Here is a 15,759-nt window from a genome sequence, read left to right on the forward strand (position 1 = left end):
CAGGTCAGGCGTACGCTCAGGGAATCCGGACCGGAAGGGGTGCCGCGCTGAGCCTGGACCGGGCGATCAGGACCTATCTCGACCATCTGAGTGTGGAACGTGGCCTGTCCCGCAACACGCTCGCCTCCTACCGCCGTGACCTGGAGCGCTACGCCGAGGAGCTGGCCGCCGCCGGGATCACCGAGCTGGGCGGGGTGCGGGCCGCCGACGTGTCCGGGCATCTGGCCCGGCTGCGTGAACAGGGACTGGCCTCGTCGTCGGCGGCGCGGGCCGTCTCCGCGGTCCGTGGACTGCACCGGTTCGCGGTCCGCGAGCGGCTGGTCCCGCACGACGCCGCCGCCGACGTACGCCCCCCGGCCCCGCCGAAGCGTCTGCCCAAAGCCCTGGACGTGGAGCAGGTCGGCCGGTTGCTCGCGGTGCCGGACGCCGGCTCGCCGCTCGGGTTGCGCGACCGGGCGCTGCTGGAGTTCCTGTACGGCACCGGCGCGCGGATCTCCGAGGCGGTCGGCGCGGACATCGACGATCTGGAGCTGGACGTCGATCCGGCGGTCGTGCTGCGGGGTAAGGGCGGCAGGTCGCGGCTGGTCCCGGTCGGTGGTCACGCGCGGTCGGCGGTGCGGGCTTATCTGGTACGCGCCCGGCCCTCGCTGTCCGAGTCCGGCCGGGGCACCCCGGCGGTGTTCCTGAACGCCCGGGGTGGCCGGCTGTCCCGGCAGAGCGCGTGGACGGTACTGCGCCGGTGCGCCCTCGCGGTGGGCCTGCCGGTGGATGGGCCGTACGCGGTCAGCCCGCACACGCTGCGTCACTCCTACGCGACTCATCTGCTGGACGGCGGCGCCGACGTACGGGTGGTGCAAGAACTGCTGGGACACGCCTCGGTCACCACGACGCAGGTGTATACGCTGGTGACCGTCGAACGCCTCCGTGAGGTGTACGCGACCGCACACCCTCGCGCTCGTTAGATGCTGGGGAGGCGTGGGCGCGACACGCCGAACGGCTGACCCCGTGCGGGCAGCACGGTTGGCGTACAGTCGGGCATCGGCTCCGGCTGAGTCGGAAGGGGGCGAAGGCGATGTCAGGGAACGGCGAGCGTGCGGAGGCCTGGACCTCCACGCTCCGGGAACAGCAGAATTCCCTGGATCTCGGTGCCGACCTCGGTCCGGCCGACCCCACGGCGTACACCATGCGCCGCCCCATCCCCGAGCCGATGCCCAAGGACCGGCACGGCCCGGCCCGGATCATCGCGCTGGCGAACCAGAAGGGTGGCGTGGGCAAAACCACGACCACCATCAACCTGGGCGCCGCCCTCGCGGAGTACGGGCGCAAGGTCCTCCTCGTCGACTTCGACCCGCAGGGCGCCTGCTCGGTCGGCCTCGGGGTGAACCCGCACAACCTCGACCTGAGCGTCTACAACCTGCTGATGCAGGACGACGTCGCCACCGAGGACGTGATCATCAAGTCCGACGTGGCCGGCCTGCACCTGCTGCCCGCCAACATCGACCTCTCGGCCGCCGAGATCCAGCTGGTCAACGAGGTGGCCCGGGAGATGGCCCTGGCCCGGGCGCTGCGCTCGGTCCGCAAGGAGTACGACTTCATCCTGATCGACTGCCAGCCCTCGCTGGGCCTGCTGGCGATCAACGCGCTCACCATCGCGCACGGTGTGCTGATCCCGCTGGAGTGCGAGTTCTTCTCGCTCCGCGGTGTGGCCCTGCTCCTGGACACCATCGACAAGGTGCGCGAGCGGCTCAACTTCGATCTCGAACTCGAAGGCATCCTCGCCACCATGTACGACTCCCGCACCACGCACTGCCGCCAGGTCCTGCAGCGGGTGGTGGAGGCGTTCGGCGACAAGGTGTACCAGACGGTCATCACCAAGACGGTCAAGTTCCCCGAGTCGACCGTGGCGGGCGCTCCGATCACTACGCTGGACCCGGCGTCGTCCGGCGCCCGCAACTACCGTCAGCTCGCCCGCGAGGTCATCGCCGCCCAGGCAGAACGAGGCTAGGTTCCGCACCCGTGCTCTTCGCGCTCGGCGACCCGGTGGCGTTCGTCGCCCTGGTCGTCGCCTTCCTTCTCGCCATCGCTCTGCGTTCCGTGGCGATGCGGTTCACCGCGCGCGTCGTCGGTCTCGGCGACGGCGCCCCACCCATGCGGTTCAGCCCCCGGCGGGAGATCGACCCGTTCGGCGCGGTCTGCGCGGCCATCGGCGGCACCGGCTGGGGCCGCCCGGTCACCGTCGACGAGGTGCCGCGCTGGCGGGGCCGGGGCCGGGCGGCCGCGGTGTTCGCCGCCGGGCCGGTCGCCTGCATCCTCGCCGGTGAGCTGATCATCGCCGGGTACGCCCTGGCGTACGCCGGCGCCGGCCTGGAGACGGTGGAACCCGGCTGGATCCTGCGGGGCGGTCTCGGCGTGCTCGACTACGGCGCGCAGATCGTGCTGTCGCTCGGCGGCGGCCTGCTCGGCTTCGGTCTGCTGGCGCTCATCCCGATCCCGCCGCTGGACGGATTCGGCATCCTGTGGCACGCGCTGCGCCGCCCCGGCCCCGGCATGAACTGGATGCGGCTCTGGTTCGAGGACAAGAACTTCGGCGCCCTGCTCCTGCTGGTCTTCGCCTTCTTCCCGACCAGCTATCCCGTACTGCTATGGGTCATCGATGTTCTAGGCGTGCTCTTCCTTCGAATCTGGGCCTGACCAAGCCCGTTCACCGCGGTTATCGTGGTGAACGATGTCGATATCACTGGTAGTCGCCGTATTGATGCTCGGCGTCGCCGATTCGATGGTCGGCTCGTACTTCGTCCTCTACGTCACCGAGGTCACCGGCTTCGGCCCGCTGGAGACCGGCCTGTTCGTCTCCATCCACGGCATCGGCGGCATCCTCACCAGCTGGCTCGCCGGCCACGCCTTCGACCGCCGCCCGTCCCGCCGCTACGCCGCCGCCGCGATGCTGTCCGGCGCCATAGCCCTCGGCCTGATGACCGTGCTCACCTCGTTCCCGCTGCTCATCCTGCTCGCGTTCACCCTGCTCGGGGCGCTGGCGGCGGCGTTCCCCCAGCTGTTCGCCCTGGCCCGGGTGATCCTCGGCGACAGCCCGGCCGGCCGCCGCTCGGCGCCACTGCTGCGCTCCGTCTGGTCCCTGGCCTGGGCGATCGGGCCACTGCTCGGCGCGCTGGTGCTGGCCACCGGCGGATTCAAGGCCATCCCGCGTACGGCGGCCCTGCTCATCGCGGTGGCCGCCGTCTGGCTGCTCACCGCCGTACCCACGCCGGGTGGAACCGCCCCCACCGCCAGGCCCGGCGGCGAACCGGAGACCCGCCTCGCCCGCACCGCCACCATCCTGCTCACCGGCGGCATCACCCTGTTCTTCACCGCCATGTTCGCCGGCTCGGTGGTGATGCCCCTGTACGTCACGCGGGAACTCGGCCACCAGCCCACCCCCACCGTCGGCGTGCTGTTCAGCGTGTGCGCCGCCGTCGAAGTGCTGGCCGCGCTCGCCCTCGCCGCCATCCCGCCGGCCGTCAGCCAGCGCCTGATCATCCTGGCCGGGATGGGCTGCTTCGTGCTGTTCTTCGCGCTGACCGTGGTGGCCCGCAACATGCCGCTGCTGATCGCCGGGCAGGTCGCCCGCGGCATCGGCATCGCGGTCGTCGGGGCGGCCGGAATCCGCTGGTTCCAGGACGCGATGGCGCCCGCCACCGGCCGCGCCACCACCCTGTTCGCCAACGCCACCACCGCCGGGATGGTTCTGGCCGGGATCATCGCCGGGGGAGCGGTCGCGCTGCTCGGCTATCCCGGCACCCTGCTGCTGTGCGCCGCCACCACGATCGCCGCGGCCCTGCTCTTCGCCGCCGGTTCGGCCCACACCACCCACCCGGCCGCCGAGCTCCAGAAGCGGCGGTAGAACTGGTACACCTACCGAGGAGGATCGTGATGGAGCAGGCCCGCCACACGGAGCCGGCCGGGCTCCGGCAGCTCACCGAAGGGGGCGGTTGGGCGGCCATCCTTCCGGGCCTGCCGGTGCACGGCGACGGGAAGACCATCGACTCCGCACTGGATGATGCGATCCTGCCCCTGAGGGAGTACGCGGAGGACTGGAACGGCCGTCTGTGCACCGCACCCGATCATGCCCGGCACCGGCCCGTCGTCGAATTCGACGAACTCTCCACGGACGAGCAGCTGCGCGACTGGCTCCTCGGTGGTGTGGTGCCGGCCGCCGGAGCCCGCGCCGACCACAACCGTTCTGTATCACCCGGCAGTGGCAGACGGTCCGTGACGCTCGCGACCGTGCAGTCGGTCAGCGCGTCACCTACGAGATGTCGTTGAGCCTGCGAAGACCATCCTGGGCGACCCGTAAGTCGCCTCGGTTCAACGGGCGTGATCGAACGGTGACTTGGGGGACGAACGACAATCCATGCAAGAAGGAGAAGTGAGAAGCCTGTTGGGAAAGCGTAGCGATGTGCTTTCCGTTCAGGATCCGGTGCTTGATCCTCATGATCTCTATCTTGATGAGCAGGACATCCTGGTCGTGCGCCATGAAAATCAGGGAAGTGTTCTGTGGGGTTTCCCGTGCTGAGGGGCTCGACCACAAGATGAAGTGGAAGGACCGAAAGAGTGGCGCGGCCGCTCGGTGGCGTGACTATCGGGCGCCCTTGTCTGCCTTTCTGCTCGAGTCGATGCTCGAAGAGGCGATGTTCAGCGGGTCGCTGAGTACGGTGTATTGCGAAATGGATTCGAGCGGGTTCGCGGCAATCGAGGACGCCTTCGCTCCGCTGGACTTCCCGCCGCATGTCTATTGGCCCGAGCCTGACGGTGGTCCGGTCAAGTGGTTCGGCGGCCGCGGGGTGCTGATCCGGAAAGACAGCACCACCGCATGGGCGACGGGACAGACCGAAGATGCGGTCGACCTGCTGCTCGAAAGAGTGCCGAAAGACTGGGAGTGGCTGGACGCCTAGAGATCGCCGAGAACTGGCTCACCCCCATTTCGCGAAACGATAAAGAAGGCTCGCGCTTTCCTTGAACAAAATCGCTTGCCGTAGGTGAGGAGCGCCGTGATGGCTACCGTACTGGATCCCTTCGATAATGATGGTGCGGCGGATCTTCTCGATGAGTTGCGTGAGTCCTCGCCGGGGAGTTCGGGTGAAATCCTGGAGCAGGCGCTTCAGGTGACCGTCGAGGTAGGCGCCAGCGAGTATCTAGAAAAGGACTTCGCTGAGGCGGCGGTTGCGGCTGCTGCGCTTGTTGCTGCTATCCGCAATGGTGACCGCGAAATGCTTGGTCGTCGGCGTTTGAGTGGCGTGGAATTCGTCTCGGTGGAGCATCTTGTCGACTCGGCCTTGGTGGCATTGGATCGAGTGGCGGCAGAGGGATCTGAATTGCTGGAGCTGGGGGAGGATGAAGGCGAGGAGGATTCTATTGTCGAGGGCTTGGGAAGAATTGCCTCCGCGCTGCGGGATTCGTAGCATTCAGGGATCCTGATTCTCCCTCGGTCGGCAGCCTCGGTCCTACGTTAAGGGCGTCCAAGGGCTGGGCTGGAAATAGAGACATGCCGGCGCCCATCTGCTCGCCGATCTCGCTGACGCGGCCGGTCTGACCAGCACGTTCAGTCAAGCACTCGGCCGGCTCCGGGAACGACAAGGTGGGCACGACCCTTGGCGGATCGCTGTTGACCTGGCCGAGCTTCGTGCTGCCCGGGCATCGACCCGCGAGATCGCCGGGGCCCAGTGCGCCAACATCCGCGGCGTTTCCCGCAGGCCAACGCCGCCGGCCAGCAGATCGAGGGCCTGATCCTGGACGGCGCCCCCACGTCCCCTGAATTTTTTCTATTCCACAATTTGAAGGTCGGCAAGGGGCGCCATCAGGTTCCCGGGAATGTTGATACCTTCTTCTTCCGGTCGGTATATTGCTGGCTTTGGTCGACAATGAGACCGGGCTCGGTAACCTATCCCGGTGCTTGGTCAATGCTTTGGTTGGCGAGCTGGACGTCGAAAAATGATATTGATTCCAGGGAATCTGGGCGATACTTGGTCCTACCTTGTAGGGGCTGATATTCCAACTGTTTTATCGTGATGCTGGACTATTTTTAATGCCGTCTGGTCCTCGACGAATTGCTGCCCGAACGGCGGCTACGCGTTAACGCCTGCACCGCCGAACGAGCGATCTCCAAGTCCAACGCCCGCGGCCTGAACGCCGGCCGCCACACCTGCCAAACCACCATCAGCCTCAACGTCCTCGCCGGACCGGTCTCGACGACCAGCACTGAAACCTCGGCTACCCGGCATTGCGCCTGGCCCTAGGCTGTTCTCGTGTACATCAAGGAGATCAGGCTGGAGAACGTCCGGGGCTTCCACGGCTCCCGGCGGGTGTCGCTCGATCTCACCAGGCCCGACGGCACACTGGCCGGCTGGACGGTCATCGCCGGCCGTAACGGGTCCGGCAAGACCTCGCTGCTGCGCGCGGTAGCGCTGGCCCTCGGCGGTCCGAGCGCCGCTCATACGCTGGTCAGCGACTTCACCTCGTGGGTGTCGGCCGGTTCGACCTTCGGCTCGGCTGTTGTGGACCTGGTTCGTGACGGTGCGGCCGACAGGTTCGTCGACGTCGGTCACGAGTCGGCGGAGACGCTTCCACTGGGGCTGGGGTGGAAGCTCCCCCGCGCGGGCGCCGGCGATCCGGGTGAGCTCAAGCCGGCGATGGGATCGATTCACTTCACCGACCGCGGGCTGCCTTTCGCCGACCGGACGGCGGACGTTCAGATCTCCGGCCCCTGGAACGAGAATCCCGTCGGCTGGTTCTGTGCGGCATATGGTCCTTTTCGCCGGCTGGCCGGCGGCTCGGTGGATGCTCAGCGGCTGGCCGAGAGCAGGGGGCCGGCAGCCCGAATGACCAGCCTCTTCCGTGAGGACGCCTCCCTGGCGGAAGGCGTCACCTGGCTCATCGAGCAACATCTCCGGGCGTTCGAGGGCCGTCCCGGAGCTGAGGCTCTGAAACAGGGGGCGCTGGAGATTCTCGGTGATGGGCTTCTGCCCGACGGCTACCGGATTCGCGAGGTCAACTCGGACGGTCTCTGGGTGGAGAGCAGAGGACAGCGGTTTCCTCTGAAGGAGATGAGCGACGGCTACCGTACGGTGGCGGCACTGATCGTCGACCTGCTCAAGCAACTGCACGAGGCCTATGGGTCGGTGACTTTCGAACGTGACGGCCGATCGATATCCGTCGTCGACCCGGGTGTCGTCCTGATCGACGAGGTGGACGCGCACCTGCACGTCTCGTGGCAGAAGCGTATCGGCGACTGGCTCAAACAACACTTCCCGCGGATCCAGTTCATCGTCACCACGCACAGCCCGTACATCTGTCAGGCCGCTGACGAGCACGGTCTGATCAGGCTGCCCGGTCCGGGTGAGGACGAGCCGCCCCGGATCATCGGCGCGGACCTGTATCAGCGGATCATCTACGGCAGCGGCGACGATGCCATCGTGTCGGACCTGTTCGGGCTGGACACGCCCTACTCGGAGGTGGCACTCCGCCTTCGGCGGGAACTGACCGTCCTGGAAACCGATGTTCTCATCGGCCGGGCGGACGCCGAGGGCATCCGCCGTTACGAGGAGCTGCGGGACCGTCTCAGCAGTTCACCTGCCGCCCATGCCGAAGAACTCGCGGCGAGGATCATCGTCGACAGGGAGCGGCCCCGCCCGTGATCCCGATTGTCCGGGCCGCCCTGCCACCCGAGGTCACCGACCGAATGGTGGAGCTGACCAGCCGTATCCTGGTGATGGAAGCGGAGGGGCGGGCGTCGCACGCGAAGGCCCTGTGGAGACAGGGCAACGTCCGGCGCGAGGTCAAAGACCCCTTGCGGGCTGTTCTGAAGCGGATGGCCGGGGATCGCGATCGGTGCATGTACTGCGGAGACAGCGAGGGGACGGCTGTCGACCATCATGAGCCGATGGCCAGGAATCCACTCCGCACCTTCGACTGGCTGAATCACCTGTTGGCATGCGAAGGATGCAACAGCGACCGGAAAGGCGGCCGCTACCCGGTCGACTCTGACGGCCGCCCCCTTCTGATCGACCCGACTGCCGAAGATCCCTTCGACCACCTGATGTTGTCGCTGGCCACCGGTGAGTACCGCCCACTGACCGAGAAGGGCCGGCAGACCATCGAGGTTCTGGCCCTGAACCGGTCTGTTCTGGTCAGAGGCCGGGTGGCGTGTCATGCCACCGTGATCCTGTGGCTTCGGCAGTGGCCGGAGGCCGTGGTGGGCAGGGGGTTCTACCGGCCGGCCGAATTGGTCGAGCAGATCCGGTGGCAGCCTTTCGCGGATGTCTGCCAGTCGATACTCCGCCAGGTCGAACTGCCCGGAGCAGCGGTGATCTTCTCCCGCGAACCCGATGTGATCGACATCCTGCGGGATGCCGGTGTGCGGCGATTGTTGCTGGGCTGAGGGCTCCGGCTCGCCTCCTGGCATGCCGGAGCCCTCCGGTGGTCAGGAGGTCGCGGCCAGGGTGACGGGGGAGGGGACGCCGCGGAGGGTGGCGTCGGCGGAGGCGTCGTCGGGCTGGGTCTGGGCGGCCAGTTCGGCGATCACGTGGGACTCGTAGGCTGCCGCCTCGGTGTTCGCCTGCGCCTCGGACCAGGACAGGAACGGGGCGATCAGCGGGGCGGCCGCGCGGGCAGCCGTCACGCCGCGGTCGGGGGTCTCGAACGCGATCCGGGTCCGCCGGGTGAGCACGTCCTCCAGGTGGCGGGCGCCCTCGTGGCTGACCGCGTAGACGATCTCGGCCCGCAGGTGACCGGGGGCGCCGTCCAGCGGCAGGCCCAGCGACGGGTCGGCCTCGATCAGCGACAGCACCTCGTCGGCGAGGGTGCCGTAGCGGCGCAGCAGGTGTTCGATCCGGGACACGGTCAGGCCGGACTGGCGGGCCAGGGCGGCGCGCCGGTTCCAGGCGGCCCGGTAGCCGTCGGCGCCGAGCAGCGGCACCTGGTCGGTGCAGGACGGCGGCACCCGGGTGGACATGTCGCGGGCGGCCGCGTCCACGGCGTCCTTGGCCATCACCCGGTAGGTGGTGTATTTGCCGCCGGCCACCACGATCATGCCGGGGACCGGGTTGCCGACCGCGTGCTCGCGGGACAGTTTGGCCGTGCTGGCGGCCTGCGCGGACAGCAGCGGGCGCAGTCCGGCGTACACACCCTGCACGTCGTCCCTGGTGAGCGGGGTGGCGAGGGCTTTGTTGACCTCGTCGAGCAGGTAGTCGACGTCCTTGCCGGAGGCGGCCGGGTCGGACTTGTCGAGCGTCCACGGGGTGTCGGTGGTGCCGATGATCCAGTGCTGGTCCCACGGGATCACGAACAGGACGCTGGTGGCCGTACGCAGGATCATGCCGGTGCTGCCGGCGATCCGGTCGCGCGGGACCACCAGGTGGATGCCCTTGCTCGCGGTGACGCTGAACTCGCCGCGTTCGCCGGTGAGCAGCGCCTGGCTGTCGCCGGTCCACACCCCGGTCGCGTTGATCACGGTGCGGGCCCGGATCTCGAACTCGGCGCCGGTGGCCAGGTCGCGGGCCCGGACGCCGACGACCCGGCGGCCGTCGCGCAGGAACCCGGTCACCTCGGTACGGGACGCGACGTGCGCCCCGTGTGCCATCGCGGTACGCACCAGGAACATGGTGTGCCGGGCGTCGTCGACCTGGGCGTCGTAGTAGCGGATGGCGCCGACCAGGCTCTCCGGCCGCAGGGAGGGGAACGCCTTGAGCGCCTCGACCCGGCTGAGGTGCCGGTGCATGGGCACACCGGGCCCGCCGCCGGACAGGGCGAGGATGTCGTACAGCGCGATGCCGGCGCCGATGTAGAGCCGCTCCCAGGCCCGGTGCTGCAGCGGGTAGAGGAACGGCACCGGGCGGACCAGGTGCGGGGCCAGTTTCTGGATCAGCAGGCCGCGTTCCCGCAGCGCCTCCCGGACCAGGCTGAAGTCGAGCATCTCCAGGTAGCGCAGGCCGCCGTGGATGAGTTTGCTGGAGCGGCTGGAGGTGCCGCTGGCGAAGTCGCGGGCCTCGACCAGACCGACGGAGAGCCCGCGGGTGGCGGCGTCGAGGGCCGATCCGGCTCCGACCACGCCGGCGCCGACGACCAGAACGTCCAGTTCCTCGCCGGACGACAGGGCCGCGAGGGCCTTCTCCCGTGCCTGGGGTGAGATCACTCCGGTCTTCATTTCACGATCCTCTTTTCCAGAGCCGGTCAGCTGACGCTGACCCAGTCGAGGGTGCGGTCGATGGCCGCGCGCCAGCGGGTGACGCCTTCGGTGCGCCGTTCGGGCGTCCAGGACGGCTCCCAGCGCCGGTCCTCGTGCCGGTTGGCGCGCAGCTCGTCCAGCGACTTCCAGAAACCGATCGCGAGCCCGGCGGCGTACGCGGCGCCCAGCGCGGTGGTCTCGGCGACCACCGGGCGGCTGACCGGGACGCCGAGGATGTCGGACTGGAGCTGCATGCAGAGCGCGTTGGCGGTGACGCCGCCGTCGACCTGGAGACAGTCCAGGGCGGTGCCGGTGTCCTGGGCCATCGCCTCGACCACGTCCCGGGTCTGGTAGCTGATGGCTTCCAGGGCGGCCCGGGTGATGTGGGCGGCGGTGTGGAAGCGGGACAGGCCGACGATGGCGCCGCGGGCGTCCGGCCGCCAGTAGGGCGCGTACAGGCCGGAGAACGCCGGCACGAAGCAGACGCCCTCACTGTCCTGGACGCTTCCGGCGAGGGTCTCGCTGTCGGCCGAGGTCTCGAACATGCCGACCTGGTCGCGCAGCCACTGGATGGCGCTGCCGCACGCGGCGATCGAGCCTTCCAGCGCGAACACCGGCTGCTGGTCGCCGAAGCGGTAGGCGACGGTGGTGATCAGGCCGTGGCTGGACCGGACCGGTGTGGTGCCGGTGTTCATCAGCAGGAACCCGCCGGTGCCGTACGTGCACTTGGCCTCGCCGGGTTCGAAACAGGTCTGCCCGAACAGGGCGGCCTGCTGGTCGCCGAGGGTGGCGGCGATCGGCACGCCGGGCAGGGCCGCGTCGGCGGTGCCGTAGACCTCGCCGGACGAGCGGATCTCCGGCAGCATCACCCGCGGGATCCCGAACAGGCCGAGCAGGTCGTCGTCCCAGTCCAGGGTGCCGAGGTTCATCAGCATGGTGCGGCTGGCGTTGGTCACGTCGGTGAGGTGCCGGCCGCCGGTCAGGTTCCAGATCAGCCAGGAGTCGACGGTCCCGAACAGCACCTCGCCGCGTTCGGCGCGGTCGCGTAGCCCGGGGGTGTTCGCCAGCAGCCACTGGATCTTTGTGGCCGAGAAGTAGGTGGCCGGCGGCAGGCCGGTCCGGCTGCGGACGAAGTCCTCGTCGAGCCGGGCCACCAGGTGGTCGGTGCGGGTGTCCTGCCAGACGATCGCCGGGGCCACCGGAACACCTGTGTCCCGGTCCCACAGCACCGCGGTCTCCCGCTGGTTGGTGATCCCGATCGCGGCCAGGTCGTCCGGGGCCAGCCCGGTGTCGGCGAGCGCCACCGCGATGGTCTTGAGGGTGTTCTCCCAGATCTCCGCCGGATCGTGCTCGACCCATCCGGAGCGCGGCTGGATCTGCCGGTGTTCCAGCTGGTGGCGGCCGATCTCGTGACCGGCCCGGTCGAAGATCATGAACCGCGTGCTGGTGGTGCCCTGATCGAGTGCGCCGATGTAGTGCGCCACAAGTGCCTCCCGTCCTCGACCTGCCGGACGTTATGGACCGTTCAGGGCCGCGGCAACCGGCAGCGTGCGACAATGTCGCACGTGCCCGGCCTGATCCAGTCCATCGAGCGCTCCTCGGCCGTGTTGCGGCTGCTCGCCGCGGGGGAGGACCGGCTGCGCGTCAAGGAGATCGCCGACGCGCTCGGCTGGCCGAAATCGACGGCGCACAGCATCCTGCGCACCCTGGAGCACGTCGGCTTCGTCGAGCAGGATCCGCGCACCGCCCGCTACCGGCTCGGCCGTGGCCTGCTCGACCTGGCGTCCACCGGCATCGACGACAACGAGCTGCGCGGCCGGGCGCTGAACTGGGCCGACGCCCTCGCCGCCCGCAGTGGCGAGGAGGCCCGGCTGGGTGTGCTCCGCGACGGCCAGGTGCTCGTCGTCCACCACGTGTTCCGTCCCGACGATTCCCAGCAGAACCTTTCGATCGGCGTACGCCTGCCCGCGCACGCCACCGCCCTGGGCAAAGTGCTGCTCGCCTACCACGCCACCGCCGCCGCCGCGGTGATGACGGCCGGGCTGGACGCGTACACACGAAGAACGGTGACCGACGATGATCGCCTCGCCGAGGAGCTGACCGTGACCCGCGCCCGCGGCTGGGGTCTGTCCGCCGAGGAATGGCGGCCGGGACTCGCCGCGATCGCCGCCCCGGTGCGCACCTCCGGCGGCCTGGTGGTCGGCGCGATCGGCGTGGCCGGCCCGGTGGAACGGCTCACCGACACCCGGCGGCAGGCCCGCCCGCACCTGGTCGAGCAGGTCCTGTCGGCGGCCCGGTCGATCTCCCGCGAGGTCCGGTCGTGAGCTACGTCCTGGCCGTCGACCAGGGGACCACCTCGACCCGGTGCATCCTGTTCGACAGGCGCGCCACCGTCGTGTCGGTGGTGCGGGCCGAGCATCCGCAGTCCTACCCGAAACCCGGCTGGGTGGAGCACGACGCCTCACGGATCTGGCGGGACGTGCAGAAACTGATCAGGCGGGCGCTGCGCGAGGCGGACATCGGGCCGGATCAGGTGGCGGCGATCGGGATCGCCGGCCAGCGGGAGACCACGGTGCTGTGGGACCGGGCGACCGGGGTGCCGGTGGCTCCCGCGATCGTCTGGCAGGACACCCGCACCGACGTGGCGGACCTGGACGCCGAGTTCGTGCGGAACCGGACCGGGCTGCCGCCGGCCACCTACTTCTCGGCCACCAAGATCCAGTGGCTGCTGGCGAACACCCCCGGGCTGCGCGAGCGCGCCGAACGCGGGGAGGTGCTGTTCGGGACCATGGACAGCTGGCTGATCTGGAACCTGACCGGTGGACTGCACATCACCGACGTGACCAACGCCAGCCGCACCATGCTGATGAATCTGTCCGATCTGGATTGGGACGACGACCTGCTCGCCCTGTTCCGGATCCCGCGGGCCATGCTGCCGGCCATCCGGTCCTCGTCCGAGGTGTACGGGACGGCCGAGACGGTGCTGCCCGGGGTGCCGATCGCGGCGGCCATCGGGGACCAGTCGGCGGCCCTGTTCGGGCAGACCTGTTTCGAGCCGGGCGAGGCCAAGTGCACGTACGGCACCGGCGGCTTCCTGCTGATGAACACCGGCACCACCCCGGTCCGCTCCCGCCACGGCCTGATCACCACCGTCGGTTACCGGATCGGCGGCGAGAGACCGGTGTTCGCCCTGGAGGGCTCGATCGCGATCGCCGGATCCCTGGTCCAGTGGGTGCGCGACGGCCTGGGCCTGATCGCCACCGCCTCCGAGATCGAGACCCTCGCCGGTACGGTCCGCGACAACGGTGGCTGCTACATCGTGCCCGCCTTCTCGGGGCTGTTCGCACCCTACTGGCACAGCGAGGCCCGGGGGGTGATCGTGGGGCTGACCTCGTACATCACGAAGGGTCATCTGGCCCGTGCGGTCCTGGAGGCGACCGGCTGGCAGACCCGCGACGTGGTGGACGCCATGAACGCCGACTCCGGTCTGGCGCTCACCGGCCTCAACGTGGACGGTGGGATGACCGCCGACAACCTGCTGATGCAGATCGTCGCCGACTTCCTCCAGGTGCCGGTGGTGCGCCCGATGGTGGCCGAGACGGTGTCGCTGGGCGCCGCCTACGCCGCCGGGCTGGCCGTCGGGTACTGGTCGGATCTAAGGGACCTGCGCGCCAACCGGCACCGGGCCGGCAGCTGGCGCCCGGTGCTGGACGCCGGCCGGCGGGAGAGGGAATACGCCAACTGGCGCCGCGCCGTCGACAGCGCCGTCTTCTTCAGCCGCGGTCAGGACGGCTTGCGGTAGACCGAGACGTGATCGGTGCTGTCCGCCGTGAACGGATCCCGTCGCCAGGTCGCGAACCGGGCCTCCAGCTCCAGCCCGGCCGCCGTGGCCATCGCGTCGATCTGCTCCGGCCACTGGTAGCGCATCCCGAACGGCTCCAGCCGCACCGCGCCGTCGGTGAACGTGACGGTCTGCCGGACGAAGGTCTGCGCGACCCGGTCGTACCGGTGCAGGCGGACCGTCACCGCCTCCTCGGTCACGTCGCGGACCTGGACCTCCCGCTCCTCCTGGTCGAACCTCGCCTCGTCCGGCACGAACGCCTCGACCACGAACCGGCCGCCCGGCCGCAGCACCCGGGCCACATTGCGCAGACAGTCCTCCTGCCGGCCCGGCACGGTCAGGTTGAACAGCGTGTTGAAGACCAGATAGACCAGGGGATAGGTGCCGTCCACCGGGACATCGGCCATGTCCGCCACCACCACCGGGAGATCCGCGCCGCCCGGCTTGGCCCGCATCCGGTCCACCATCTCCGGGGAGGCCTCCACACCCGCCACCGGCACCCCGCGCGCGGCCAGCGGCAGGGCCACCCGGCCGGTGCCGATCGCCAGCTCCAGGGCGGGCCCGTCACCGGCCAGCGGAGCCAGGAAGTCCACCGCCGGGCCGGGATCGGGATTGCCGGGGTCGTCGTATCTCGCCGCCCATTGCCGGCCGAACAGTCCGGGATCGTCGAGAATCGCCATGCCTCCACGTCTACCGGCGTCTGATCAGGACGGCAACTGGATTGTCCGGCGTATCGGGCGGGCGACATGATGGTGAACGTCTCACTTCGGCCATGTGGACGTCAGATTTTGTGAAAGCGTCTACAGTCGCCGTCACCAGGCGCGATGCGCGGGAACGACACGAGAGGAGGCTGCCGTGGCGAAGGTCAAGGAAGCCGTCAAGGCCAAGGCTGACAAGGTGAAGAAGGCCGTCAAGGTCGAGACGGCGCCGGTCAAGGTGAAGAAGGCCAAGAAGGCCGCCGTCACCGAGCCCATCGTGGTCGAGACCCCGCCGAAGGCCGTCCAGACCCCGAAGGCGAAGAAGGTCAAGGCGGAGAAGGCCCCGAAGGTCGCGGCCGTGAAGCCGGTCAAGGCCGAGAAGGCGCCGAAGGCCAAGAAGGCCGCCAAGAAGAAGTGACGCACCGGGCCGCCGTGTTCCTCAGCCCGGCGGCCCGTCACTGTTCGGTGGTGAACAGCTCGCACGTCATGTTGTAGTACCGGTCGGTCTGCCCGGCGTGCCGCATCCCGAGCCGCCGGCACACCGCCTGCGAGGCGGTGTTCTCCGGCCAGGTGACCGCCAGCACCGGCGCGATGCCGGACCGGGCGGCGTAGGCCAGCACCGCGTTCGCCGCCTCGGTGGCGTAACCCCTGCCCCACGCGTTCGGGTGCAGATGCCAGCCGACCTCGGTGTCCGCGGAGGGGGTCAGCCGCTCGCCGGAGTCCATCAGCGGCACCAGCAGCGCGGTGCCCAGCAGATGCCCGGTCGCCCGGTCCTGGATCGCCCAGATGGTGTGCACGTCGTCCTGCCGCTCCCGCCACCGGGTGAGCGTCGCGACCGCGTCCTCGGGACCGTCCAGCACCCGGGGCGCCGAGCCGAGGAACCGCGCCACCTCCCAGCGTGAGTACATGTCGAGGAGGAAGTCGATGTCCTTCTCCTCCCACTCGCGCAGAAGCAGCCGGGGTGAGATCAGTGACCGCATCGCCGCAGCGTAACCGGGATCACC

Annotated in this window: 16 protein-coding genes and 1 pseudogene; 13 read left to right on the plus strand and 4 right to left on the minus strand. The window is 69.2% G+C overall.

The window, feature by feature from the left end; all coding sequences use genetic code 11:
• The first annotated feature begins 23 nt into the window (after window positions 1-23).
• From ACQ0O7_RS29915 to ACQ0O7_RS29960, 10 genes and pseudogenes are all read left to right on the plus strand, one after another.
• Window positions 24-962 (plus strand): site-specific tyrosine recombinase XerD, encoded by a 939-nt coding sequence (locus tag ACQ0O7_RS29915; RefSeq protein WP_430786835.1) that lies wholly within the window; start codon window positions 24-26, stop codon window positions 960-962.
• Window positions 963-1,072: 110 nt separating this feature from the next.
• The gene (locus ACQ0O7_RS29920) at window positions 1,073-2,005 is read left to right on the plus strand and encodes a ParA family protein (protein WP_360979260.1); all 933 of its coding nucleotides are present in this window, start codon (window positions 1,073-1,075) and stop codon (window positions 2,003-2,005) included.
• Window positions 2,006-2,016: 11 nt separating this feature from the next.
• The gene (locus ACQ0O7_RS29925; RefSeq protein ID WP_430786759.1) at window positions 2,017-2,691 is read left to right on the plus strand and encodes a hypothetical protein; all 675 of its coding nucleotides are present in this window, start codon (window positions 2,017-2,019) and stop codon (window positions 2,689-2,691) included.
• 34 nt (window positions 2,692-2,725) lie between these two features.
• Window positions 2,726-3,898 carry an MFS transporter gene (locus tag ACQ0O7_RS29930; protein ID WP_430786761.1) on the plus strand — a complete coding sequence of 391 codons (1,173 nt, stop codon included), beginning with the start codon at window positions 2,726-2,728 and terminating at the stop codon, window positions 3,896-3,898.
• 29 nt (window positions 3,899-3,927) lie between these two features.
• A complete protein-coding gene (locus ACQ0O7_RS29935; protein WP_430786763.1) occupies window positions 3,928-4,320 on the plus strand; it encodes a hypothetical protein in 393 nt (130 codons plus the stop codon).
• A 158-nt stretch (window positions 4,321-4,478) separates the two neighbouring features.
• Window positions 4,479-4,949 carry a hypothetical protein gene (locus ACQ0O7_RS29940; RefSeq protein WP_430786765.1) on the plus strand — a complete coding sequence of 157 codons (471 nt, stop codon included), beginning with the start codon at window positions 4,479-4,481 and terminating at the stop codon, window positions 4,947-4,949.
• Window positions 4,950-5,048: 99 nt separating this feature from the next.
• Window positions 5,049-5,456: a DUF4259 domain-containing protein gene (locus ACQ0O7_RS29945; RefSeq protein ID WP_430786767.1), complete on the plus strand. Its 408-nt coding sequence runs from the start codon at window positions 5,049-5,051 to the stop codon at window positions 5,454-5,456.
• Between the two features lie 82 nt (window positions 5,457-5,538).
• Window positions 5,539-5,789 (plus strand): annotated as a pseudogene (locus tag ACQ0O7_RS29950) (IS1380 family transposase); the annotation flags it as partial.
• 510 nt (window positions 5,790-6,299) lie between these two features.
• On the plus strand, window positions 6,300-7,688 hold the full coding sequence (locus tag ACQ0O7_RS29955; protein ID WP_430786769.1) for an AAA family ATPase: 1,389 nt from the start codon (window positions 6,300-6,302) through the stop codon (window positions 7,686-7,688).
• Between the two features lie 44 nt (window positions 7,689-7,732).
• Window positions 7,733-8,431: a hypothetical protein gene (locus ACQ0O7_RS29960; protein ID WP_430786771.1), complete on the plus strand. Its 699-nt coding sequence runs from the start codon at window positions 7,733-7,735 to the stop codon at window positions 8,429-8,431.
• 42 nt (window positions 8,432-8,473) lie between these two features.
• On the opposite strand, the gene ACQ0O7_RS29965 is transcribed toward ACQ0O7_RS29960, so the two are convergent.
• A complete protein-coding gene (locus ACQ0O7_RS29965) occupies window positions 8,474-10,195 on the minus strand; it encodes a glycerol-3-phosphate dehydrogenase/oxidase (RefSeq protein ID WP_430786773.1) in 1,722 nt (573 codons plus the stop codon).
• 26 nt (window positions 10,196-10,221) lie between these two features.
• Entirely contained in the window at window positions 10,222-11,700 is a 1,479-nt protein-coding gene (gene glpK / locus ACQ0O7_RS29970) for a glycerol kinase GlpK (RefSeq protein WP_430786775.1), read from the minus strand.
• An 81-nt stretch (window positions 11,701-11,781) separates the two neighbouring features.
• Here glpK (ACQ0O7_RS29970) and ACQ0O7_RS29975 point away from each other — a divergent pair, with 81 nt between their 5' ends.
• Together ACQ0O7_RS29975 and glpK (ACQ0O7_RS29980) are read left to right on the plus strand one after the other, a co-directional pair.
• Window positions 11,782-12,540 (plus strand): IclR family transcriptional regulator, encoded by a 759-nt coding sequence (locus ACQ0O7_RS29975; protein ID WP_430786837.1) that lies wholly within the window; start codon window positions 11,782-11,784, stop codon window positions 12,538-12,540.
• Complete coding sequence (gene glpK / locus ACQ0O7_RS29980) at window positions 12,537-14,018, plus strand: glycerol kinase GlpK (protein WP_430786777.1); 1,482 nt, start codon at window positions 12,537-12,539, stop codon at window positions 14,016-14,018. Before ACQ0O7_RS29975 ends, glpK (ACQ0O7_RS29980) begins: the two co-directional genes overlap by 4 nt.
• Here the strand turns inward: glpK (ACQ0O7_RS29980) and ACQ0O7_RS29985 are convergent.
• On the minus strand, window positions 14,000-14,737 hold the full coding sequence (locus tag ACQ0O7_RS29985; RefSeq protein ID WP_430786779.1) for a class I SAM-dependent DNA methyltransferase: 738 nt from the start codon (window positions 14,735-14,737) through the stop codon (window positions 14,000-14,002). The genes glpK (ACQ0O7_RS29980) and ACQ0O7_RS29985 overlap by 19 nt on opposite strands.
• Window positions 14,738-14,912: 175 nt before the next feature.
• Here ACQ0O7_RS29985 and ACQ0O7_RS29990 point away from each other — a divergent pair, with 175 nt between their 5' ends.
• Window positions 14,913-15,173 (plus strand): hypothetical protein, encoded by a 261-nt coding sequence (locus ACQ0O7_RS29990; protein ID WP_430786781.1) that lies wholly within the window; start codon window positions 14,913-14,915, stop codon window positions 15,171-15,173.
• A gap of 37 nt (window positions 15,174-15,210) precedes the next feature.
• On the opposite strand, the gene ACQ0O7_RS29995 is transcribed toward ACQ0O7_RS29990, so the two are convergent.
• Window positions 15,211-15,735, minus strand: a complete 525-nt coding sequence (locus tag ACQ0O7_RS29995) for a GNAT family N-acetyltransferase (RefSeq protein ID WP_430786783.1) — start codon at window positions 15,733-15,735, stop codon at window positions 15,211-15,213.
• Window positions 15,736-15,759: the final 24 nt, after the last annotated feature.

The sequence above is a fragment of the Actinoplanes sp. G11-F43 genome (assembly GCF_050589265.1).
Classification (GTDB): domain Bacteria; phylum Actinomycetota; class Actinomycetes; order Mycobacteriales; family Micromonosporaceae; genus Actinoplanes.

What these genes read in the sequence shown, in the direction of transcription:
- ACQ0O7_RS29985 (WP_430786779.1), bottom strand. Translation starts at nt 14,737, where the DNA reads ATGGCGATTCTCGACGATCCCGGACTGTTCGGCCGGCAATGGGCGGCG.
- ACQ0O7_RS29960 (WP_430786771.1), top strand. Translation starts at nt 7,733, where the DNA reads ATGGTGGAGCTGACCAGCCGTATCCTGGTGATGGAAGCGGAGGGGCGG.
- ACQ0O7_RS29965 (WP_430786773.1), bottom strand. Translation starts at nt 10,195, where the DNA reads ATGAAGACCGGAGTGATCTCACCCCAGGCACGGGAGAAGGCCCTCGCG.
- ACQ0O7_RS29995 (WP_430786783.1), bottom strand. Translation starts at nt 15,735, where the DNA reads ATGCGGTCACTGATCTCACCCCGGCTGCTTCTGCGCGAGTGGGAGGAG.
- ACQ0O7_RS29930 (WP_430786761.1), top strand. Translation starts at nt 2,726, where the DNA reads ATGTCGATATCACTGGTAGTCGCCGTATTGATGCTCGGCGTCGCCGAT.
- ACQ0O7_RS29920 (WP_360979260.1), top strand. Translation starts at nt 1,073, where the DNA reads ATGTCAGGGAACGGCGAGCGTGCGGAGGCCTGGACCTCCACGCTCCGG.
- ACQ0O7_RS29945 (WP_430786767.1), top strand. Translation starts at nt 5,049, where the DNA reads ATGGCTACCGTACTGGATCCCTTCGATAATGATGGTGCGGCGGATCTT.
- ACQ0O7_RS29935 (WP_430786763.1), top strand. Translation starts at nt 3,928, where the DNA reads ATGGAGCAGGCCCGCCACACGGAGCCGGCCGGGCTCCGGCAGCTCACC.